The sequence below is a fragment of the Streptomyces sp. NPDC006997 genome, assembly GCF_040635175.1.
Taxonomy (GTDB): domain Bacteria; phylum Actinomycetota; class Actinomycetes; order Streptomycetales; family Streptomycetaceae; genus Streptomyces.
Window position 1 is genome coordinate 38758 of the sequence record NZ_JBEYHH010000040.1, and the last position, 22761, is coordinate 61518.

General features: G+C 72.4%; 18 protein-coding genes. 8 read left to right on the forward strand and 10 right to left on the reverse strand.

All coding sequences use genetic code 11. The features are described from left to right. Positions 1–299 precede the first annotated feature (299 nt). Positions 300–1592, reverse strand: coding sequence for an MFS transporter (locus ABZ659_RS30230; RefSeq protein ID WP_360226158.1), 1293 nt, complete (start codon positions 1590–1592; stop codon positions 300–302). 195 nt (positions 1593–1787) lie between these two features. Here ABZ659_RS30230 and ABZ659_RS30235 point away from each other — a divergent pair, with 195 nt between their 5' ends. Further along, complete coding sequence (locus ABZ659_RS30235; RefSeq protein WP_360226104.1) at positions 1788–2345, forward strand: CGNR zinc finger domain-containing protein; 558 nt, start codon at positions 1788–1790, stop codon at positions 2343–2345. Positions 2346–2367: 22 nt separating this feature from the next. Here ABZ659_RS30235 and ABZ659_RS30240 read toward each other — a convergent pair whose 3' ends face one another. Continuing rightward, entirely contained in the window at positions 2368–4800 is a 2433-nt protein-coding gene (locus ABZ659_RS30240) for a condensation domain-containing protein (protein ID WP_360226107.1), read from the reverse strand. A 217-nt stretch (positions 4801–5017) separates the two neighbouring features. On the opposite strand from ABZ659_RS30240, the gene ABZ659_RS30245 reads away from it, so the two are divergent. Beyond that, positions 5018–6592: an amino acid adenylation domain-containing protein gene (locus ABZ659_RS30245; RefSeq protein WP_360226110.1), complete on the forward strand. Its 1575-nt coding sequence runs from the start codon at positions 5018–5020 to the stop codon at positions 6590–6592. 52 nt (positions 6593–6644) lie between these two features. Here ABZ659_RS30245 and ABZ659_RS30250 read toward each other — a convergent pair whose 3' ends face one another. After that, positions 6645–7595, reverse strand: coding sequence for a LysR family transcriptional regulator (locus tag ABZ659_RS30250; protein ID WP_360226113.1), 951 nt, complete (start codon positions 7593–7595; stop codon positions 6645–6647). A 245-nt stretch (positions 7596–7840) separates the two neighbouring features. Here ABZ659_RS30250 and ABZ659_RS30255 point away from each other — a divergent pair, with 245 nt between their 5' ends. The 4 genes from ABZ659_RS30255 to ABZ659_RS30270 all read left to right on the forward strand — a co-directional run bounded on the left by ABZ659_RS30255 (position 7841) and on the right by ABZ659_RS30270 (position 10421). Beyond that, positions 7841–7978, forward strand: coding sequence for a hypothetical protein (locus ABZ659_RS30255; RefSeq protein ID WP_360226116.1), 138 nt, complete (start codon positions 7841–7843; stop codon positions 7976–7978). 98 nt (positions 7979–8076) lie between these two features. Then, on the forward strand, positions 8077–8556 hold the full coding sequence (locus ABZ659_RS30260; RefSeq protein ID WP_360226119.1) for a spore germination protein GerW family protein: 480 nt from the start codon (positions 8077–8079) through the stop codon (positions 8554–8556). 454 nt (positions 8557–9010) lie between these two features. Next, the gene (locus ABZ659_RS30265) at positions 9011–9445 is read left to right on the forward strand and encodes a hypothetical protein (RefSeq protein WP_360226122.1); all 435 of its coding nucleotides are present in this window, start codon (positions 9011–9013) and stop codon (positions 9443–9445) included. A 112-nt stretch (positions 9446–9557) separates the two neighbouring features. Further along, a complete protein-coding gene (locus ABZ659_RS30270; RefSeq protein WP_360226125.1) occupies positions 9558–10421 on the forward strand; it encodes an alpha/beta hydrolase in 864 nt (287 codons plus the stop codon). Between the two features lie 436 nt (positions 10422–10857). Here the strand turns inward: ABZ659_RS30270 and ABZ659_RS30275 are convergent, their stop codons facing one another. Continuing rightward, entirely contained in the window at positions 10858–11859 is a 1002-nt protein-coding gene (locus tag ABZ659_RS30275) for a helix-turn-helix domain-containing protein (protein WP_360226128.1), read from the reverse strand. Between the two features lie 171 nt (positions 11860–12030). Between ABZ659_RS30275 and ABZ659_RS30280 the strand changes: the two genes are divergently transcribed. Continuing rightward, entirely contained in the window at positions 12031–12849 is an 819-nt protein-coding gene (locus ABZ659_RS30280) for a M23 family metallopeptidase (protein WP_360226131.1), read from the forward strand. 73 nt (positions 12850–12922) lie between these two features. On the opposite strand, the gene ABZ659_RS30285 is transcribed toward ABZ659_RS30280, so the two are convergent. From ABZ659_RS30285 to ABZ659_RS30310, 6 genes are all read right to left on the reverse strand, one after another. Further along, entirely contained in the window at positions 12923–15982 is a 3060-nt protein-coding gene (locus ABZ659_RS30285; RefSeq protein ID WP_360226134.1) for a family 16 glycoside hydrolase, read from the reverse strand. Between the two features lie 191 nt (positions 15983–16173). Further along, a complete protein-coding gene (locus tag ABZ659_RS30290; protein ID WP_360226137.1) occupies positions 16174–18018 on the reverse strand; it encodes an ABC transporter ATP-binding protein in 1845 nt (614 codons plus the stop codon). Further along, a complete protein-coding gene (locus ABZ659_RS30295) occupies positions 18015–18452 on the reverse strand; it encodes a lasso peptide biosynthesis B2 protein (protein ID WP_360226140.1) in 438 nt (145 codons plus the stop codon). The genes ABZ659_RS30290 and ABZ659_RS30295 overlap by 4 nt, the downstream gene beginning before the upstream one ends. Beyond that, on the reverse strand, positions 18449–18703 hold the full coding sequence (locus ABZ659_RS30300; RefSeq protein WP_360226143.1) for a lasso peptide biosynthesis PqqD family chaperone: 255 nt from the start codon (positions 18701–18703) through the stop codon (positions 18449–18451). The genes ABZ659_RS30295 and ABZ659_RS30300 overlap by 4 nt, the downstream gene beginning before the upstream one ends. Before the next feature lie 83 nt (positions 18704–18786). Then, a complete protein-coding gene (locus ABZ659_RS30305) occupies positions 18787–20673 on the reverse strand; it encodes a lasso peptide isopeptide bond-forming cyclase (protein ID WP_360226146.1) in 1887 nt (628 codons plus the stop codon). 19 nt (positions 20674–20692) lie between these two features. Continuing rightward, positions 20693–20806 (reverse strand): keywimysin-related RiPP, encoded by a 114-nt coding sequence (locus ABZ659_RS30310; protein WP_360226149.1) that lies wholly within the window; start codon positions 20804–20806, stop codon positions 20693–20695. A 1719-nt stretch (positions 20807–22525) separates the two neighbouring features. Between ABZ659_RS30310 and ABZ659_RS30315 the strand changes: the two genes are divergently transcribed. After that, a partial coding sequence (locus tag ABZ659_RS30315; RefSeq protein ID WP_360226152.1) for a winged helix-turn-helix domain-containing protein occupies positions 22526–22761 on the forward strand: 236 nt, incomplete at its 3' end.

A 22761-nucleotide genomic window follows, 5' to 3' on the forward strand; every position in this document is an offset into this window, starting at 1 on the left:
GGATAACCGAATCTATTTCTCCGCCGGTCGTGTCGTCCTTACGGATCATTACTCAGTCTCCTCGGAAAGCGGTCGCTCCTGACGGCGTACGAAAAGCATCGAATAACCGCCGAGACGCAGTCAAACGGCGTCCGGGCGCCTATTGACAGACTTGATGGGTGCACCGGGGGCGGGAATCTTCGATCACCGATCGAAGAACGAAGAGGAGGAATAGAGTTTCTCTATGGGCGTGAAAAGGAGGAGGCCGGTTCCCCGGCCTCCTCCGTGCCCCGCGCCGCGGGGCGAGGGCTGCTACGGCGTCACACCCGCTGCTCGTCGAATACCTCCGCCAGCGTGGCGCGGGTGACGACGCGCAGGAACGGCGGCACGGTGACGGCCACCGAGACCGCGAACACCAGGAACGCGGTCCGCAGCCCGCACCACTCCGCGAGCAGCCCCATCGCCCCGGCGCCCAGCGGCATGGCACCCCAGCTGAACAGGCGGCTCACGGCGTTGTACCGGCCGAGCATGGCGTCGGGAACCAGGCGCTGCCCGATGGTGCGGGCGTTCACGGTCCACAGGGTGCCGCCCATCCCGCCCGTGAAGGCGGCGGCGGCGACCGCCCAGAGGCTGGTGGTCAGCACCGGCACGGCCATCATGGCGAAGGTGCCGACCAGGTCGGCGAACATCACCCAGCGTCGCCCGAAGAACCGGTTCACCCAGGTCACGGTGAGCGCGCCGACCAGCCCGCCGACGCCGAGGGCGCTCAGCAGCGTGCCGTACTCGCCGGGGCCGAGGTCCATCACGGAGGTGGCGAACAGCGGCATCAGCGCGAGCCAGGCACCCCAGCAGGCGCACAGCACGGTCAGGATCAGCGCCATGGTGCGCAGCAGCACGTGCCGCCACAGGTAGCGCAGCCCGCCGACGATCTGCTGGTGGACGCTGGCGTCCGCAGCGGCCCCGGCACCCTGCGGCGCGCTCTCCCGCGCCGGACGGAAGCGCCCGACCAGCAGGACGAGCACGAACGACGCGGCCAGGTACGAGACCCAGGTCGCGCCCAGGGCGACGCCCGTACCGGCGGCGACGAGGAGGCCGCCGACGAAGGGGCCGCAGAACTCGTTGCAGACCGTCTCGGCCCCGGCGATCCAGGTGTTGGCGCGCTCCCGGTCCCTGGGCGGGGTCAGGGCGGGTATCAGCGCCGAGGCCGACGTCAGCGCGATGACCTCGGCGATGCCGAGCACCGCGCCCACGGCACAGAGCACGGCGATGGTGACGCCGTCGGCCAGCGAGGTCAGGAGCAGCGCGCCGAGGGCGGCCAGCCGCAGGGCGTTCGCCCCCCACAGCAGACGGCGCCGGTCGACCCGGTCGACCAGGACGCCGACGTGCAGGGCCACCAGGAGCCAGGGCAGCGTGAGGGAGAGCGACACGGCCGCGACCTGCGCCGGGGAGCCCGACGCCTGGGTCGCGAGCAGCGGCAGGGCGATCTTGGTGACGCCGTCCGCGAGGTTGGTGACGGCGGTGAAGCCGAGCAGGACGGCGATGTTCCGGGAGGCGTACCGCGCCGTGGGCCGCGGCGGTTCCACGGCCGGTTCGACGCCAGGGGGATCCGCCATGGCCGTACCCGTACCGAGTGCCTGGTCGTCGCTCATCGAGATCGACATCGCATCGCCCTCCACTAACCGTCTATCGCGTTCACTGGTTACTCCCATGGGGTGAGTCTGGCACGGAACGGCACTCTCCTGCTACCCGGTCAAACCGATAGCCGGTTAGCCGGTGTAGGCTGGTGACCCCGCCCCGAGGAGGCGCCCATGCCCGACGCCCCGGCACCCGCGCTGCTCGTCGAGTCCTTCGCCAACACCGTCGACGTGGAGCTGGGCACCGACGACTTCGACACGGCGGACGGCGTCACCGCCTGGCTGACGGGCCAGGGGCTGCTCGCCGAGGGCCACCGCGTCGACCCGGAGGACCACGCCCTGTGCCTGCGCCTGCGCACCGGCATCCGGGAGGAGCTGGGGGTACACGTGGGCGACCCCGCCGACGCCGCCCTGCTCGCCGGAGCCGACCAGGCCCTGCGTGAACTCCCCGTGCTCATCACCGTCGGCGCCGCCCACGACGGCGTCCTCACCCCCGCCCCGGACCTGCCCCCGGTGCGCACGGCGCTGGCGACCCTCGCCATCGCCTGGAGCGAACTGGTCGTCACCGGCGAGGCCGCCCGGCTCAAGCGCTGCGCCGAGCACGCCTGCGCCTGGGTGTTCTGGGACGCCTCCAAGAACCGCAGCCGCCGCTGGTGCTCGATGCGGGTCTGCGGCAACCGGGCCAAGGCCCGCCGCCACGCCGCCAAGCAGGCGGCCGACCGGCGGCCCTGACCCCCGCCGCCCGCCCGCGCGTTCAGGGCACCGCCACCGGCAGCAGCTCCGCCGCGAGTTCCGCGACCCGGCGTACGGAGTCCCCGCGCAGCAGCGCGTAGTGGTCGACGGGCACGCGTACCGTCCGGACCGGACCGGCGAACAGCGCCCGCCAGCGCGCCACGTCGGCGTCGGTCAGATCGGCGGCCACGAGGAGGGCGGGCACGTCGGCCACGGCAGCCTCGCGGTACCCGCGCAGCGCCGCGAGGTGCCGTTCGTGCAGCAGGTACCGGGCGTGCAGCGCGTCCGGCGGCGCCTCGCCCCCGGCGGCGCGCAGCAGCGCGGCGAGCGTGGGGACGCCCCGGTCGGGGCGGTCGCCGAGGCGCAGCCGGTCCGGTGGCGGCACCGCCGTACCCGCCGCGCGCAGCACACCGTCCGCGAAGGCGTCGGCCGAGGCGGCGGACCGCTCCCGCGTGAAGTCACCGGGGACGGGCGGGTCGAGCAGCAGCAGCGGCGGGCAGCCCGGCCCGCGCCGCCGCAGCCCGGCCGCCATCGCGTGGACGAGGAGTCCGCCCATGGACCAGCCGCCGAGCAGGTCGGGCAGCGGTCCGCCGTCGAGCAGCGGCTCCAGATGGCGCGCGACCAGCTCCTCGACCGTCGTCGGACCGGCCCCGCCGTCCTCACCGACGGTGACCCGCCAGTCGGCGGGCAGCGCCCCGGCCAGCTCCCGGTACGGCACACTGCCCACCCCCGCGCCGGGCACCAGATGCAGATGCGGGCCACCAGGCACCCCGTTCCGCAGGGTGACCAGCGTGACCTCGCGAGCGCGGGCCCCGGACGCCCCGTACCCCTCGGAACCCCGGGCCGGGGCCAGCAGGTGCGCCATCCGTCGCGGTGTGGGCTCCTCCAGCCACTCCGGTACGTCCAGCTCCCGCCCCGCGGTGGCCTCCACCCGCGCGACGAGTTCCAGCACCTGCAACGAGTGTCCGCCGACGGCGAAGAAGTCGTCGTCCGCCCGCACGGCCGTACCGAGGACGCTCTCCCAGTTGGCCAGCACCCGGTCGACCGCCCGCCCCGCCGCGGACGCCTCCACGGCGGCGGGCGCCTCGGCGGCGGCCGGACGCGGACCGGGCACCCCGGCGACGGCCCGGGAGGACACCCGGACATCGCCGACGGGACCGACCGGGGCCGTCAGCACCCTCTCGACGTCGTCCAGGAAGGCGTGTACGGCGTCCTCCCGCACCTGGTCCGTGTCGTACTCGATCTCCAGGACCGTCCCCCCGTCCTCCTCGAAGACGCCGACGAGGAGCTGGCAACGCGCACTGGTCGACGGGCTGGGCAGCAGCCGGGCCGGGCCGCCGCCGAGGGTGAGCCCGGAGCCGATGCCGCCGTGGTGGGTGACCAGCACCGGAGGCGTCGAGCCGAGCGCCGCGCGGTCCTCGGCCGACAGTTCGGCGAAGACCTCGGAGAACCCGACGTGCTGGTACGGCAGGCTCTCCCACAGGCTGTCGCGCACCCGGCCCACGACGTCGTCGAAGCGGTCGGCGTCGGTGACCTCGTCCGCCAGGAGGACGGTGTTGGCGCAGTACCCGACCCGCCGCTGGTCCTCCTGACCGAGCCGGTTGGCGACGACGACACCCAGGGCGGTCCGCCCGGTGGCCCCGCCCCGCGCCAGCACCGTACGGACGGCGGCGAGCTGCACCGCGAAGGCCGTGCACCCCACCCGCGCGGCGATGTCCGCGACGGCCGCCCGGGCAGTCCCGGAGAGCCGACGCCGGACCGCGGCCCCGGAACCGCCGGAACCACCACCGACAGGCGTCAGCGCCGCGGCGCGCACCCCCCGCAACCGCCCCGTCCAGTACGCGCGCTCCTCGCGAGCCCGCGCGGACCCACCGGCCACGCGCCCGAACGCCCGGTACGGCACGGCCGGGTCCGGGAAGACCCGGGCGGCGGTCACCGGTGACGGCCCGCCCGCGCGCACGGCCTCGTACGCGGTCCGCAGGTCGTCCACCACCAGGTGCATGGCCCAGCCGTCGAGCACGGAGTGGTGCACGGTGACCAGCAGGTCGTGCACCTCGCCCACGCTGACCAGGGCGAGCCGGGCCAGCGGCGCGGACTCCAGGTCGAAGGGCACGGCGTGCAGCCGCGCCGCCACCGCGTCGAGCCACGCCTCGGGCGTCCGCCCCGTGGGCGCCTCACGCCACGCCACCACCTGCACCGGCGCCACCGCCGTCCCGTCACCCGCCGGGTGCACCAGCTGGACGACACCGTCGCCCCGGCGCGCGAAGGCGGTGCGCAGCACCTCGTGCCGCTCCACCACCAGCCGCCAGGCCGTGTCGAGCACCCCGGCGTCGAGCCGGGGCACGCGCAGCCGCCAGGTCAGGTTGTAGAGGTCCTTGCGCTCGGCCCGGTGCTGGATCCACCACAGGGCCTCCTGCGCGGGCGAACTGGGAATTTCTTCGGGTATCGACATCATGGGGTCCTCACCGGGAAGGGGTCGCCGAAAAGGGTCACCCGGTTTGACGGCCCCGGCAAACGAGCAATTCGACTTCTCTATGACCGGCCGCCACCCGAAGAAAGCGTCCTTGACTTCCCCCACTCCCGAGGAAAACCATCACGTAAAGGAATCTCCCCCTTTTTCACCGGAGCCGGGAGCGAGCCACGTCCGCGTCCCGGCGGAGGATCGGACACCGATGAACACCACCGACACCCTGTACGGCTGGTTCGCCGCGTCCGTCGCCGCGTACGGCGACCGGCACACCGCGCTGGAAGTCGCCGGAGACCACCTGACGTACGCCGGACTCGACGCCACCGCGACCCGGCTGGCCGGACTCCTCGTCGCCGAGCACGGTGGCGTCCCCGCCCGGGTCGGGCTGCTCGCCGCCCGGAGCACGGCGGCCTACGCCGGGTACCTCGCCGCACAGCGGCTCGGCGCCACCGTCGTGCCGCTCAACCCGGCCTTCCCGCCGTCCCGCAACGCCACGATCGCCCGCGACGCGAAACTGGACCTCGTCATCGCCGAGGAGAGCGCGCCGGACGGCCACGGCGACCCCACGGAGCTGCCGGTACCGGTCGTGCTCCTCACCCCCGAGCGCATGGCCGGACTGCGCACGGGCGAGGTGCCCCGGCTGCCGGAGCCCACCGCCGGACCCGACGACCTCGCCTACATCCTGTTCACCTCCGGCTCGACCGGACGGCCCAAGGGCGTCCCCACGACACACGGCAACGTCTCGGCCTACCTCAGCCACGTCATCCCACGCTACGAACTGGGCCCCGGGGCCCGGGTCTCCCAGGCGTTCGACCTGACCTTCGACCCGTCCGTGTACGACATGTTCGCGGCGTGGGGCTCCGGCGCCACCCTCGTCGTCCCCGGCAGGAAGGACCTGCTGTCGCCGGTGCGGTTCGTCAACCAGCAGCGCATCACCCACTGGAACTCCGTGCCCTCGGTGGCCTCCATCGCCCTGCGGCTGCGCGCCCTCAAGCCGGGTGCGATGCCGACGCTGCGGTGGAGCCTGTTCTGCGGCGAGGCGCTCACCGCGACCCACGCCCGGGCCTGGCAGGCGGCGGCCCCCCACTCCACCCTGGAGAACACCTACGGCCCCACCGAGACGACCATCACCTGCACCGAGTTCCGGCTCCCGGCGGACCCGGAGGCGTGGCCCCGCACGAGCAACGGCACCCTCCCCATCGGCGCGCTCTACCCCGGGCACGAGCACCTGATCCTGGACGAGGACGGCCGCCCCGCCGCTGAGGGCGAACTGTGCGTGCGCGGCTCGCAGCGCTTCCCGGGCTACCTCGACCCGGCCGACAACGTCAACAGGTTCCTGACCTTCGACGAGGAGGGCGGCCGGGCCAAGCCGTACGACGGCACGGAGCCGCTGACAGCCAGCCACTGGTACCGCACGGGCGACCGGGTGACCTGGCTCGACGGGGCCCTGGTCCACCTCGGACGGCTCGACCGCCAGCTCAAGGTCCGGGGCTACCGCGTCGAACTGGGCGAGATCGAGGCCGCGTTGCTCGACCAGCCCGGGGTGGCGGAGGCGGCCGTGGTCGCCCTGCGCGCCCAGGACGGCGAGGCCCAGCTCGCCGCCGTCTACACCGGTCCGGCCGCTGACCCGGAGGCCCTGCTCGACGCGCTGCGCGAGCGGCTGCCCGGCTACATGGTCCCGGCGAGCCTCGCCGCACTGGCCGAACTGCCCCTCAACGCCAACGGCAAGGTGGACCGCGCCGCGCTGACCGCCCTGCTGTCGGCCCCGGCGGCGGCCTGACCGCCGTACGCGGAGCACGCTGGCCGGTTCCTCCGGGTGGGGAACCGGCCGGTCAGCAGGCCAGCGCCAGTTCGCCGGAGACGTCCTGCTCGGCCATGACCTGCTGGGCGGTGTTGAGGACGAGCGGGAACACGGGGTCGCCCTCCAGGCCGGGGCGCCAGACACACTGGGAGAACACCTCGAAGGAGGGCTTCCAGCCCACGCACCGCAACTGCCCGCTCCGCAGCTCCTGCGCGACGGTGACGGTGGGCAGCAGCGCCATGCCGATGCCCTCGCCCACACTGCGCTTGACCGCGTCGACTGAGCCGAGGCCCAGCACCCCGGCGGTGGGCACGCCCGCCTCCGCCAACTCCGCCTCGAGGGCACGCTGGTAGCCGCTCTCCCGGTGGGCGCAGACGATCGTGTGCCCGGCGAGCTCCGCGGTGGAGCCGACGCGCGCCCCGGCCAGCGGGTGGTCGGGGTGGGCCACCAGGCTCAGGCTCTCCGGCCGCAGCACCAGGTGGTTGACGTCCGACGCGACGGAGCGCGGTCCGATGAAGAACGCGAGGTCGACCCCCTCGTCCCGCACCAGCGTCACCGGGTCGTCGTCCAGGGTCCGCAGGGACAGGTCGAGGTCCTGGTGCCGTAGGTGCAGGTACTCGATCAGCGGCAGCAGCCGGTAGGTCGTGATGCACTCCGACGCGCCGACCACCAGGGGCGGCGAGGCGTCCACCGGCCCGGCGACGGACTCCTGCGCCAGCTCACTGAGCTGGACGATCCGGCGCGCGTAGCCGTACAGCCGACGACCGGCGGGGGTCAGCCGGGCGCCGGAGGCGGTGCGGTGCAGCAGGGGTGTGTCGAGCGTCTGCTCCAGCGACTTGATCCGCGCGGTGACCGTGGGCTGCGCCAGCCCCAGCACCCGGGCGGCCTGCGTGAAGCTACGGGACTCGGCGACCGTCAGGAAGGCGCTGAGATGCTTGATGTTCACCGTTCCCCCCGCGTCGACACCGCCGGTGACGTCCATGTCCGTGACGGCGAGGGCGGCTGCTCCGACCCGGCGAGACCGCCGCCTCCCCATTTCCGTAATCGAGTCACGCCGAACCTCGCTCCTCTTCGTATCCCTAGCAACCGACCGTTACGCCGACGAACGCCCCCCGCGCGCCGCTCATTCCCAGCCAACGCCCCGCCATCCCGGCCCTCACCCGACAACGCCCCGCCATCCAGGCCAAACCCTCCGCTCTTAAGCCCTCGGCGAACACCGGCCGCCTCATGGCATCGGCGACGGTCCCGTCGGTGAGGTGCGGCAGGACCAGGCTCCTCACCGACCGGCCAGCCGAGGCCCAGAGCGAACAGTACGGCGAACAGTTCGCCGCATCCGGCGCGCAGCTCGGCCTGGGCATATCGTGAGGCAACGGACTGAACCTCCGCACGCTCCCACCCGCGTTCCCGCACCGACCGCGACCCACATCCTCGGCACCGCAGTACGCCCCGACCCGGGAGGCCCGATGACCACACCGCACACCACCGAACAACCCGTTCCGCTGGCCGACATGGCGGCCGTCCACGCCTCGGTCACCCTGCTGGAACGCCTGGCCGAGAAGCTCGGCGGCCGGGCCTCGGTGACCGCCGTGTACGGCGAGCCCGTGGTCGGCGAGGGCGTCACCGTCATCCCCGTGGCCCAGGTCGCCTTCGGGCTCGGCGGAGGCACGGGACATGAAGCAGGCAAGGACAAGACCGGCGAGGGCGCGGGCGGCGGCGGGGGAGCGGTGGCCAGGCCCGTCGGTTTCATCGAGATCAAGGAGGGCGCGGCGACGTACAAGCCGCTCCGCGATCCCTGGCGGGACGCTGTCCTGCCGCTGGCCGCCCTGCTCACAGCGGCAGCCGCCCCCCGGCTCGTACGCTCCCTCGTCGGCTCCAGGACGGGACGTTCGAGCCGTGCGTCCACTCGCGGGGCCGGGCGCCTGCGGCGTCGTAGTCGTACATGAGCGCGTCGGGAACACCACCCCTCCAGGAGTTCCGGAGGACGGTCAGCGGGCGCTGGTCGCTCGTGTCCGCAAACGCGCGCCCCGCGGGCTCCTTCGGGGAAGGGAAGGAAGTACGAGCGGGCCGAGGGTGGGGAGACGCGGGTGGACGGTGAGGCCGGGTCCCGATGGCGGAGGGGCAGGGGAGCCGGGGCGACGGGGACATGTCCAAGGAGCAGCGCACGCCGCGGCGCACTCTCCGTACCCGGCGGGTCAGGCGTCGTTTCCGGCACTGGAAGCGGCCGGAGGACCGGCCCTGGCCGGACGTGCACGAGGACGTCGCCTACCTCACCCGGGAGTTGGGACGCTGGCACCCCGACACCGTCGCCCCCGCTCAAGGGTCCTCATCTGGCTCAGCCACGAGGGGCGGCACGGCGAGGCCCCGCGGCTGACCGAGGCGGAAGTCGCCGACCGCAGCGTGGAGTTCGGGGCCGACGACCCCGACACACCGGGGTGGCGATCGTCACGGGACTGGGACTACCGCGGGGTCGGTGACCTGGACGCCGCCGTCGCCGGGGCACGGGCCGCCGCGGAGGACTCCGCCAGGGTGCTCGGCCCCGACCACGCCGACCCCCACCGCCAACGGGCGGGCCTGGCCCGGTTCCTCGCCGAGAACGGTGAAGCGGCCGAGGGCGTACGCCTGTTGCGCGTCCTGTACGCCGAGTCCCAGACCTTCGGCTGGCGGCGGAAGGACGAGACGCGGTCCATCCGTATGGCCCTGGTCACGGCGCTGGAACTGAACGGCGACCTCCAGGAGGCCCCGGCGGTGCTACGGCGGCTCGAAGCGGGCGAGACCCACGGCAAGCTCGCGCTCGACCCGTGGCACGACACCCGTTTCCCGGGGGAGCGATGAGTCCGGGCGGCGGAACGGGTCTACCTGGGTATGACGCACATCCTCACTGACATCCCGGCCTCTCCCGGCTCGACCACGACCCACCCGACCTACGACCTGGGCCGGTGATCCGATGACCACCGTCAACGTCAACGAGACCACCCTGGGCGTCGAGTCGTTCGGTGACGACGACGCGCCCCTCGTCCTGCTCGTGGGCGGGACGACGATGCTCTCCTGGCCCGACGCGCTGTGCGAGCGCCTCGCCGCCGGAGGACGCCGAGTGGTGCGCTACGACCTGCGCGACAGCGGCGAGTCGACGACCACGGACCCGCAGGCACCCGCCTACACCCTGCGCGACCTCGCCGCCGACGCGGCGGCCCTCGCGGAGCGGCTCGGCGGCGGGCCCGCCCACCTCGCGGGGATCGGAGTCGGCGGGATGGTCGCCCAGGTGGCCGTACTCGACCACCCGGGCGCCTTCTCGGCGCTCACCCTGGTCAACACCCGCGCGGTCGCCCCCGGCCCGCCCGACGACGACCTCCCCGACCACGACGGGGCGACGATGCGGAAGCTGTTCGCGCGTCCCAAGCCCGACTGGACGGACCGCGAGGCGGTCGCGGAGTTCGCCGCCGCCGGTGCGGAGGTCCTCGGCGACGACCCCGGCGCCGCCCGCGCCGTCGCCGCGCGTGTCTGGGACCGCACGCCCGGCACCGAGCCTCCCGTCCAGCTGGCCAACCAACTGGGCATGGTGTTCGCCGGGCTCGACTGCGCACCGCGCTGGCGCGAGCGCCTGCCGGAGATCCGGGTTCCCACGCTCGTCGTGCACGGCCGCCGCAACCGCTTCTTCCCCGTCGGCAACGGCGAGGCGATCGCCCGCGCGATCCCCGGGGCTCGGCTGCTCGTCCTCGAAGAGGCCGCCACCGCGATCCCCGACGCGGCGGTCGGCGAGGTCACCGAGGCGATGCTGACGCTCGCGGCGCCTCGCCCTTCCGGTCCGTGACACCGACATCCAGGAGCGCTGTCTCGGTCGTTCCGAGGTAGACGAGGCTCGACGAGTCGAAGACCCACGCGTACCCCTCCGGCGCCCCCTCGAAAGCCAGGCCGACACCCGGACGCCCCGCGGCGTCCCTGACGTGGTCCACCACGCGGGCGTCGTCCGCGGTGACCTCCGCGGCGGTGTCGCCCTTGCCGTTCAGCGCCCCGACGACCGCCACCACGCCCAGTCCCACCGCGGCGACCAACGCCAGCGGTACGGCGACGAGGACGGGGCGGCGGCGTCGGGCGGCCGTGGGCGCGGGGCGCGGGGGCCGGACCGTTGTTGGGCGGATCCATGGGTGATGTGGGCCATCAGGTGTTCCCTTCAACGGCTCACTTACGGCGACAGTGCGGGCCTTGACGCCCTGCTGACGCCGTCCTGGCGACGACGCCAGAGGGCGTCACCCCCAGAGCGCCGAAGCCGAGCCCTCCAGCAGATGCCGCCCCCGGGGCGTCAGGCGGTGCCGCACGGACGCGCCCTCCCGTTCGCTGGTCACGAGCCCGGCCTCCCGCAGGACGGTCAGATGGCCGCTGACCGACGAGGCGGGGAGGGCGAGACGGGCGGCGACGGCGCCGGTGGTGGGGGTGGTGGCGAGCGCGCGGAGTATCCGGGCACGGTTGCCGCCCAGCAGCCGCGCCAGGGCCGCGTCGTGCCGGGCGCCGCCCGGAGACGGAGCGTGGGGGGCGAGGGGGTACACCACGACCGGGGGCAGTTCCGGGTCCGCGATCGCCACGGGCGCGGTGTGGCAGAAGAAGGAGGGGATCAGACGCAGCCCGCGGCCCCGGGGCCGGATGACGCGGTCCACCGGGTACGGCGCGCTGAGGACGGGATCCTGCCAGACGAACGGCGCGAAGGAGCCGAACACCGCCCCGAGCCCGCCCTCCAGTGCCTCCATCCGCCGCGCGTGGTCGGCGGCGACGGTGGCCTCGGCCTCCCCCCACTCCGGCAGGAGCAGACGTCCGTGGACATGCTGGAGGGCGTCGGCGACATCGTCGAGGAGCGCGCGGTCCCCGCCCGCCAGACGGCGCGTCCACGCGGGCAGCGTCCGGTGGCGCGCCGCCTCACGCACCTCACGGACCAGCCGCGCCCGCGGGGTCTCCCGCAGCGCCCGCAACCCGGCGGACAGGCCCTCCTCCGACTCGACCGGAGTGAGGAAGTCCGGCCAGTACGCGGCGGCCGGGGCGAGGTCGGTGAGCAGCCGGCACGCCCCACGCACCTCGCCCTGCCGGATACGGCCCCGCGCCCGGGTCCGCCAGCGGCGGAGCCGGGCGGGCAACTGGTCGGACGGCGCGGTCAGCACGTGCAGACCGAGGACCGACTCCCAGAGCGGGTCCGGCGAGCGCGCGAACTGCACATGGCGGAAGTCGGCGTCACTGAGGTGGATACGAAGCGTCCCGGCCATACCCCAGATGAAACAACTCCCTCCCGTGCCACGGAAGTCCGCGCCCGGCTCCACGGGGGACTGCCTGCGCCTTTCGGCTCAGCCGGAATTCCTCCCGGTACTGGTCATGGACACATCCATACGATCCCTACGCTGCCCTGTCCTGTGACCCCCACCCAAGGAGCCCGCCCCATGTCGTGGAGACGCACCCTGTCCGCCCTCGTCGCGGGCGTCGTCGGCGTTTTCGGCCTCATCGGCCTCTCCGCCGCGCCCGCCCAGGCCGCGCCCGTCTTCAAGGCCCCCTACCCCTGTGGCCAGCAGTGGACGTACAGCCACCACTCGGCCGAGGTCCGCCTCGCCCTCGACTTCGTCCGCTCCGACGGCGGCTCCACCGCGGGCACCCCGGTCCTCGCCTCCGCCTCCGGCACGGCGTACCGCTACTACCAGGCGAACGGCGCCGGGAACTACGTCGTCATCGACCACGGCGGCGGCTGGAAGACGTACTACTTCCACCTCTCGGCGTTCTCCATCAGCCACGGCCAGGGCGTCGCCCAGGGCCAGCGGATCGGTACGACGGGCTCCACCGGCAACAGCTCCGGAGCGCACATCCACTACGAGCAGCTCTACAACGGCGTCGGCCAGACCATCCGCATCAACGGCGTGTCCCTGGCGCCCTACCCGGGCTCGTACTACCAGAAGTACCTGACCAGCGACAACGGCTGCTCCGGCGGGGGCGGCAAGTACTGGGTCGACACCTTCGCCAACGCCCCGGGCTACGCCTCCCCGACCAGCACCACGCAGACCGGCACGCTCTACGCGGGCACCAACTACGTCTTCTGCAAGGTCTGGGGTCGTGAGATCCGCGACTCCGCGGGCAACTACAACCACTGGTGGCTGCGCACCGACCTCGACGTGGGCCCGGCCAACCAGTACGTCTCGGCGTACTACCTGTCGCGCTGGGGCAACGACGAGGCGCGGGACAACAACGGCACGGTCATCCCGAACTGCTGACCCGACCGCGACACCGTCCCCCGCGCCGGGTCACGGCGCGGGGGACGGCTGCCGGGGGGCGCCGCCGTGGCGGTCAGCCCAGCGGTTCCACCCACACGTTGCGGTAGCGGACCTTGTTGCCGTGGTCCTGGAGCTTGATCGGCCCGGTGGCCACGCCCTCGGCGATACCGCCGCCGGTCGGCCCGTCGAGGGCGACGTCGTCGTGGACCTTCGTACCGTTCCACACCACCGTGACGCGCGCCTTCTCGGTCAACTGGCCCGCGCTGTCGTACCGCGCGGCCCGGAAGACGATGTCGTACGACTGCCAGGTCTCCGGCGCCGTCGACGCGTTGGTGTCGGCGGCCTTCTGGAGGTAGACGGCGGCGGCCTCGTTGTTGGCGAGGTCGGTCACGCCGTAGGAGTCGAGGACCTGGATCTCGTAGCGGTTCTGCAGGTAGACGCCGCTGTTGCCGCGGTTCTGCCCGGTGACGTCGTCGGGGAGTCGCGGGATCCGGAACTCGACGTGCAGCCGGTGGTCGGCGAAGCTCTGCTTGGTGCGGATGTCCCCGCAGCACACCTCGATCGACTTCTCGTCCGTCCGGGGCCAGGCCACCGCGCGGCCGTCGGTGTGCTGCCACTGCGACAGACTGCCGCCGTCGAGCAACTGGATCCGCTCGCCGGGCCGGTTGACGTGGATCATGTCGAGGTTGACATGGCCGTCGTCGCCGTCGTCGTACCGGTAGGTGACGGTGTTGACGCCCTTGCGCAGCGTCAGCCGCTCGGTGCGGGTGGCCCAGGTGTCCCAGTCGCCCGTCGACGGCAGCTCCGTCTGGCGCACCTTGTCGCCGTTGACGTAGAGGCTGATCTTCTTGTCGCCCTGGAAGGGGTTCGGGCCGTTGGCGTACCGCAGGCCCACGTCGTACGTGCCCTTCTTGTCGACGTCGACGCGGAAGGCGGTGCTGGCGCCGGGGGTGCCGAAGCGGTCGACGAAGCCGCCGCCGGAGTAGCCCGGGTGGTCCTTGTTGATCCCGGCGCCGCCGCCCAGCTTGGCCTCCTCGGCCTCGTACGCGGTGACGGGCGTCTTCTTGCCGGGGATCGCGTTCAGCGTGTACCAGGCCTCGGTGCTCCACAGCTCCTCGCCGTTCTCGGCGGCGAAGGGGCGCGGGGAGCGGATGTGCACCACCCGGTCGGCCAGCAGACCGGGGATCTCCAGGCGGACCTGCCGACGGTCGTCGGAGACGACGGCGCGGGACACGGTCAGCGGCTCCTCGTCGATCTTCGGGCCGCCGTACTCGGGAGTGGGGGAGTAGCGCCACTGCCGGACCTGGTAGCTCTTGGCGAGCTTGTCGACCGTCTCCTGGGAGAGCGGCTGGGTGTATCTGAGGACGAAGCCCTTGCCCGTGGCGCGCATCGAGTGGATGTCGAAGGCGTCGGTGCCGTTCGGCGTCAGCTTCTGCAGGCCGAAGCGGAGCTTGCCCTCCTGCCCCCAGTTGCCGTCGGCGCCCAGGCCACCGGCGTAGATCGCGCCGTCCGGGCCGACGCTGATCCGGTTGACACCGGCCTCCAGGCCCTGGGTGTGCCGGAAGACGGCCCCCTGGTACTCGCCGTCCACCTTCTCCAGGTTCGCCCGCTGGAGCCCGCCGTACGTCACGTCACCGAAGAGCATCTGCCCGGCGAACGGACCCTTCTTCAGCATCAGCGGGGTGCTGGGCGAGTTGGCGATCTCGTTCTGCGGCAGCCACAGCACCGGCTTGGTCACCGGCTGGTCGTCGAAGGGACCGGAGGCCGAGCCGTCGCCGTACCGGGTGTAGTGGTTGAAGAACCGATCCCGCTTGATCTGCACCAGCTTCGACGAGGGCAGCCAGCCGCCCTGGTTGTCGGTGACGAAGAGGCCCTTGCCCGGCCCCCAGCCGATGCCGTTGGGAGTGCGCAGGCCCCCGGCGAGGTACGAGACCTTCCCCGTCGCCTTGTCGACCTTGATGGTCGTACCGCGCCCGCCCTCGGCGGGCTGCGGGTCGGTCGTGGCGCCACCGTAGTTGATGGCGACCGACAGGTTCAGGTAGAAGCTGCCCTTGTCGTACAGCAGTCCGAAGGCGAACTCGTGGAAGTTCCCGCCGTACGGCCAGGCGGCGATACGCCGCTTGTCGTCGACGACGTCGTCCCCGTCGCGGTCGTTCAACTCGGTGAGCTGGTGCTTCTCCGAGACGTACAGCTTGCCGCCGACGTACTTGATGCCCATGGGCTCCTTCAACCCCGAGGCGATCTTCTTGACGGTGACCTTCTCCGGGCCGGTGTCGCCGATAACGTTGTCCAGGAGGTAGACCTCGCCGTCCGTCGTCTGGCTCTCGCCCCAGGTGGCGACGGCCAGTCGGCCGTCCGGCAGCCAGTCCATGGCCGACACCTTGGGCTCGAAGCCGGCCGGACGCAGGTCGGTGAGCGTGTAGTCCGGGTGCACGTCGGCGAGCGGCAGCCCGTCGCCGGGGCTGTCCTGGCCGCCGACGCACTCCTTGCGGCCGGGCGCGGTCACCCGCACCACGTCGGCGTCCGTGCTCAGCGCCGAGTGGGGCACGAGGGCGAAGTCGGCGGCGCCCGGCGGCTTCCACTGGAGCGTGAGCTGCTGACCGCCGCCCGCCTCGAAGTGCTCGACCCGCAGCGGGTGCACCCCGGCGGCCAGCCGCACGGAGCCCTCCTTGGGCTCGGCGCCGTGCAGCCCGTCGTGGTCGATGACCTCCTGCTCGGCGATGGTGAGCCGGGACCCGTCGTCGCTGATCAGGCGGAAGGCGTACGTGCCGTCCTGCGGCACGGTGAGGTTCGCGAGGGCATGGGTGACGAAGTTGCTCCCCATGCCGAAGTCGTCGTCCGTCGTCCAGTCGATGGTCGGCATCAGCTTGTCGACGTTGGGGGTCTGACCGCCCTTCAGCTCGCAGATCTCCTTCAGGGGCACCTGCACGTCGAAGACGCGCAGGGTCACGCCGGGCTCCTGGGGCGGGAGGTCCGCGGCGGCGGCCCGGAGGTTCTGGAGGGCCTGGGCGGCCCGGGTGGGGTGGGCGGTGGCCGACTGGGCGGCGGCGGGGGCCCAGCTTCCGGCAACGATCCCAGCGAGTACCAGACTCACGACGTGTCTGCGACGTCGACGGTACGGCCGTTGACTCACTCTTCCTCCTGGCGCTCGGGGCGCGGACGGCGGACACCCCGCCCCGCGCCGAACGCGGCCTGCGGCCATGGCCGAACGGGGGGAAAGGGCATCCGCGGGTCCAGCGGGTGCGGGGTCGCGCTGTACCTCGGGGAGCAGTTGGTCCATGACGGTAAGGACTTTCGCTTGCGCCGTCCATACTTTGTCCTCAATCAGTCAAAAGACGCGGCGTGCGGGTCCACCCCCGGACGTCCTCCCGACGGCGCAGCTGGCCGGAGCATCTGTCCGGCGGCGAGCCGACGGTAGGTGGCGCTGTCGACGAGGAGGTCCTCGTGCCGCCCGGTGGCCGTGACACGGCCGTGCTCCAGGACGACGATGCGGTCGGCGTGCTGGACGGTCGAGAGCCGGTGCGCGATCACGAGGACGGCGCACTCGGTGGCGAGGTCCTTCAGCACACCGGTGAGCGCGGCCTCGTTGACCGCGTCCAGATGGGAGGTCGGCTCGTCGAGCAGGAGCAGCGCCGGAGAGGTGAGCAGGGCGCGGGCCAGGGCGACCCGCTGCCGTTCGCCGCCCGACAGGGTGCCGCCGCGCTCGCCGATCAGCGCGGACAGGCCGCCGTCGAGACGCCGGACGACCTCCTCCAGCCGGGCGAGTTCCACGACCCGCCGCACCTCGGCGTCGCCGGCGTCGGGTGCGCCGTACGCGATGTTGTCCCGCAGGGTGCCGTGCACGACGTGGGTGTTCTGGTCGACCACGGCGATCCGGGACCGGCAGTCCGCGAGCCCCAGTCCGGCCGCGGGACGCCCGTCGAACAGGACGGTCCCCGCGTCGGGCTCGTAGAACCGCGCGATCAGGGAGAACAGCGTGCTCTTGCCCGCCCCGGACGGCCCGACCAGGGCGACCTGCCGGTGATCCGGGACGGCGAAGGAGACTCCGCGGAGCACGGGGAGACCGGGCCGGTAGGCGAAGTGGACGTCGCGCAGGGCGAGTACGGGGGTGTCCTGACCGGCGACCCGTCGTGCCGTCGGCTGGACCGGCGATGTCGGTCCTGGTCCCGGTTCCGGTTCCGCCGGGAGCGCGAGGGCCTGCTGGATGCGCTCGTGGGCGCCCATGCCGCGCTGGATGAGGCCGATCGCGCGGAACACGGAGGACAGCGGCAGGACGAGGTACGAGGCGTACAGCAGGAAGGCGACGAGGTCGCCGAGCGAGGCGCCGTCGGAGTGCACGCGCAGCCCGCCGATCACCAGCACCAGCAGGAACGACCCCTGCACGGCGAGTTCGACGGCGGGGCTCATCACGGCGGCCAGCCTGGCGGTGCGCACGCCCGACCGGTACGCCGAGTCGATCCGCTCCCCGATGCGCGCGGCCTCGCGCTCCTCGGCCTGGTGCACCCGCACCATGGGAAGGGCGCCGAGGGCCCGCTCCAGGTCCGCGGCGACCGCGCCGACGGCCCCCTGCATCTGCACCGAGGCGGCCCGAATGCCCTTGAGCAGGGAGGTGACGACCCCCGCCGCCAGCAGCACGGTCAGCGCGACGAGGAACAGCAGCAGCGGATCGATCCACCCCATCAGGGCGATGGCCCCGGCGGCCACGAGCACGCCGGTGAGGAGATCGACGAGCGCCTGCGAGACGACTTCGCGCAGCAGCGTGGTGTCGGCGGTCACGCGGGACGTCAGATCCCCGCTGCGGTGCCGGTGGAACTCCCGCATCTCCAGCCGCAGGAACCGGCGCACCAGGCCGTGCCGGAGCCCCTTGATCACGCCCTCACCGGTCCGCTCCAGCAGGAAACGACCGACGGCACCGGTCACGGCCTCACCGAGGAACAACCCGCCCAGCAGCAACAGCCCGGTCCCGTACGGACTCCCGGCCCCGCCGCGGTCGATGACCTCCCTGGCGAGCCACGGCTGGGCGAGCCCCAGCGCGGAGCCCACCAGGGTGAGCACGGTGGCCAGCACCACGGCGCCCCGGTGCCCGGCGGTGAGCCGGTACAGGGCGGCGAGCGTGGCGGGCCCGGCCGACTTGGTGGGGTCCCGCTCCGTCGAGGCGGTGCGGCTCACCGGTCCACCGGTCGTCGTACGGGCGCTACGGTCACCAGCCGGGCGAAGTAGTCGTCGGGAGCCCCCTCGCCCACCGGACGCCCCTCCGCCTCGATCCAGGCGTGCGCGGTGAACGGCGGTACCACCCGCACGCCGGTGCACCAGGTCGGCCAGGTACCGCCGAGTCGGCACAGCAGCGCGGCGCCGAGTGACCGCGGCAGACACCCCTTGGGCCCGGCGCAGCGCAGACTGACCGCGCACAGCGCGTCCCTGGCGTCCTGCGCCCGGACACCGTCCGCCGGTACGGCGCCCCGGCGCGCCACCTCCAGGACGGCACGGATGTGGCGCGGCGGCAGCAACGACAGTGCCAGCGCCGGAAGGAGCACGAGACGGGCGGCCATCCGGCGCCGCAAGGGGACGTCGTCCGGTCGCTGGAGAGCACTGGGCGTCGTCATTCGGCCAGCCCCGAGGCCCGCAGCTGCTCCACGAGCGCCGCCACGTCCCGCTCCGCGCTCCCGGCGTCGACATCGAACTCGGCCACCAGCGCGCCACTGGCCGCCGACTCGTCGCCGCCCGCCATCAGCACACCGATCACCAGACTCGCGCTCGGGTTCAACTCCCAGTACTCACCGCCTCGTTCGTCCAACAGCACCGTGCCGTAGTCGGTCTTCGCCGAGGACACATGGGCGGCGAAACGCAGGGGCATGGGGATGTTCCCTTCTGGTAGCGCGGTCGAACGGCCGTATGGATGCTCGGTTCCCCTTCGCGGTCCGCGGCCGGTGACCGGGGTCAGTGACCGACGGCGGGTGTCTGACGGTGGGCGGGGCGGGGGATCGGCCCGGGGGCGCGCTCCAGGGAGCGGAGCCACACTTCGGCGGCGATGGTGGAGTAGAGGACGGCCTGGCGCAGTACGGGGGTGGAGGGCCGTTGCGCGAGGTGGCGCAGCATGTCGCCGTCCACGAGACCGAGCCGTTCCAGGCGGGAGTCCTCCCACAGCGCCATCAGGTCGGCACGGTGCTCCCGCAGACCGTCCGCCGCGTCCATCGAGGCGGCGGCCTTGTCGGCACGCCGGAGGCACTCGTCCGGTACGACGTCCCGCATGGCGGCGGTCAGGAGGGGCTTGTACCGCCAGGGCGAGACCCGCTCGTCGGGCCGTACCGAGAGGCACTCCTCGATGACGCGGTCGTCGAGGAAGGGGGAGGCCATGGGAACCCCACACCGGGACGCCATGTGGTCCCACTGGCGGATGACGCGGGTGCAGGAGCGGATCTGCTCCAGGTCGGCGTGCAGCCCCCGGTCCGGGTGGAGCGGGCTCACCGAGGCCGCCGCCTCCACGAGCGCCTGCCCGGCCAGCCGCTGGGCCTCCGGAGTGACCCACTCGAACAGCCGGGGCGGCATACCCCAGCCGAGGCTGGTGGTGACCGTGGCGGGCAGCGGGTCGCGCAGGCGGCGGGCCGTGCCGCGCAGCCACTCGCCGTAGGACCGGGTGTCGGCCAGCGCGCGGAGCGTCCCGCCGAGAGGCCATTGCCAGAGGGCCCGGAACCCCCGCAGTTGCCGTAGCGCGAACAGCGGGCGGGTGCGTGCCAGCCGGTGGTAGTACGCCTCGGAACACCAGGCCACGTGGTCGCCGCCGATGCCCGTCAGATGGACGCGGCTGCCGCGCTCGGCCATGGCGGGCAGGTGCCGGAGCACGCGGGAGCGGTCCATGACGCCGATGGTCGGCTCGTCCAGCAGGTCGTCGATGTGCAGGAGGTCGGTGTAGACGAGGGGGGAGTCGTCGGCGTCCCACACGACGTGCTCGACGTCCGGCAGGGCGGCGACGGCCCGCTTGGCCCACCGCAGGTCCGTGTCGGCGGGGTCCCGACCGGGCCAGGTGCTGGCCACCACCCGGGCGGGGGACCGGTCGGCGAGGAAGCAGACCGAGGTGGAGTCGAGACCGCCGGACAGGTCGCAGCTGACCACGCCGCCGTCGCCGGTGCGCACACCCACGGCGTCGGACAGTGCCTCGCGCACCCGGGGCGCCCCGGCGGCGAGCGTGCGGACCGGCTCCGGGGCGGTCCACCAGCGTGAGTGGCGTACGCCGTGCCCGTCCGGACCGACGTGCAGCCAGTCCTGCGGGGCCACCGCGGTGATCCCGTGCCACAGCGGCCTCTCGTACAGGGGGTGCGGCGTGGGCCACAGCAGCCGCACCGCCAGTTCCCCGGGGTCCGGGGGACGGTCCAGCGCGGTGGCGAGGACGTCGGCGCGGGAGGCGGCCACGGTCACACCGTCGACGGACGCGTGAAAGACCAGCCGGAGCCCGGACGCGGTGCCCTGCACCCTCATCCGCCCGTCGAGCGAGGCGACGAGGTGGAAGCTGCCGGGCTGCGAGCGGACCCACGCGTCCAGCTCGGCGAGGTCCCGCAGCCGGGCGGCGACGCGCTCCAGCTCCCTCCTGTCGGCCGCGAAGTCACCGACGAGGGCGAGGGCGGCGGAGCGGACCCGGACGGCGACGATCTCACGGTCGTCCCATCGGCCCACCAACCAGGGCCGACCTGAGGCGTGTTCGACGACCCGGGTACCGGTGCGCCGCAGGGAGCGGGCCACGGTGGCCGCGTCCCCACGGTCGGTGAAGACCGCGAAGTGCGCAGTACCGGTACCGGGGCCCGCCCCTGGGCTGTGGTGCTGTTCCGTCATGACGTCGGTCGTGGGACCGTCAGTTCTTGCTCAGGATGAGCCGGTCGTTGCCCGAGTGCTGGAGCAGCCCGGTCTTCTTCCGGAAGGTGCCGAGCCGGGCGAGGGTCGGCGCTTCGTACGCCTTCTTCTTCATGGGTCACTCCTCAACCTTGCGTTGACCCGTCCACCGGTTGGCGGGCGGCTTGTCCTAGGTAGCCGCAGGGAGAGGGAGCGAGGAAAGAGGGCCAAAACTAGTCCGTAGATACGACGAATACGCGGATGGTGATCGTCATCGACCAACCGCTCTCCCGCGAGGACCGACTCGTCACCGACCTGCCGACCGCGAAGCACGCACACACTCCGCCCGAGGAATCGGTTTGACCGGCACTTCCCGTCACGTGCTTCACACCAGCCCAAGTCCCGAGGACGCCCGCGCCGCACGGCCACCCGGGGGCACCGCCCGGCGCACGTTCACTCCAGAATGCGCCCCTGCCGCGCATCCGCTGCCGCCGGGTGAGCTGAACTTTCCGGCCGGGATCGGGGTCCCGCACGTCGGGCAGATGCTGAAGCAGCACCTACGGCGAGGTGCGGTTGTGGGCCCTTGGGCGTACGGCGGGACGGTCCTTGACGGCGGTGACGGTGACGGCGACGCCCGCCCGGGCAGGGCGGACGGCCAGCGCCAGTCGGCGACGTCGACGAGCAGCGCGGACGGGAACATGCCCAGGACGCCGCCGCCTCCGGCGACGCCGGTCCACACGCCGATGGCCTTGCCGTGCTGCTCCTGGGTCAGTATTCGGCCATGGTTGAAAGCTGAATGAGTTCATGACGTCGGGTTGCGTCTTCGGCGAGGGCGAGAGGGCGAGCCACTCCCTGACCTGCAGTCGGGGATGGGCCGGATGTGCGTGGGGGAACGCCTGGTCGCAGCCTTCCTGGCTGGGGAGATGCCGCAGGAGTAAGAAAATCACGGTCGCGGCGAGCTGCTCACGTGATATGGAGATCCGCCGGTTCTGTGAGCGCAACGGTTTCACTCCGCATCCAGCCACCTTGTGTACGTCTCTGCAACGGGCGGTCCTTCGCTGCCTGTTCGACCGATATCAGCCAACATTTGGCTCTTCGTGCCGAGGAAGCGGAGTAATCAGGACTGATCGGTCGAGGGGTCGGTGACCGTATGGGCGGAGGTGAGACCCTGGTGAGGCGTCGTGGCCGTTTGTCATCCCTTCCCCGGTGGTGCGGCTGGCCGACTCCATCGGCTCGGCGGCCAGGGCGCGGGGGTTGAGGGGGATGGTGAACCGGGGGGTGCTGGGGGCCGTGTCTCATGAGTGGGTGTGGCGGCCTCGGCTGCGACCCGCGTACGGCTGTGCCTGTTTGTTCGTTTTCCGTCTCCGCTGCTGTCTTCGATCCATGTTCCAGTCATCACTGCCCTGGTTCACATGTCGCCCCCACTCCAGTCCCCCCACCCCTCTGACTCCTCCCTTTGCGGCCTCCGGTTGTGCTGCTCTTGCCCCGGTGTGCCCTGCTTCCGCGCCTGCGTGTTCGTGTGACTCGCGCGCCTGGATCCGAGGTGCTGTATTCAGATCCTTGTCACCCTCTGGACCGATGTGCCGGTTTTGATTGCTTAGGGCGTTTTGGGTGAGTGGCGAACGGCATGAGGAGTTGGTTTCGATGATGGGGTGTGAGGCGGGAATGGGCAGGAGTTCGGGATGGAAGATAATTCTTTGTCCGGTTTGTGGGCTGGGTTGTGGGGTGGGGTGAGGGGTGGGGTGAGGGGTGGTTGGGTGTGGGGGGTTGGCTGTTGACAAACCGTGCGGACTGTTTTGTACTCGGTGTGTCAAATGACAGTGATGGCAGCGCACTTGTCTAGGGGGACTGCGGCGTGCAGATCGATGTGTTGGGGATCGTGGACGTTCGGGTGGATGGGGTGTCGGTGGCTCCGACGGCGCCGAAGCCGCGGCAGGTGTTGGCGTTGTTGGCGTTGCACGCGGATCGTGTGGTGCCGGTGTCGGCGTTGATTGATGAGTTGTGGGCGGGTCGTCCGCCGCGGAGTGCGCGGACGACGTTGCAGACGTATGTGTTGCAGTTGCGGGATCTGATTTCGGTGGCGTTGGGGGG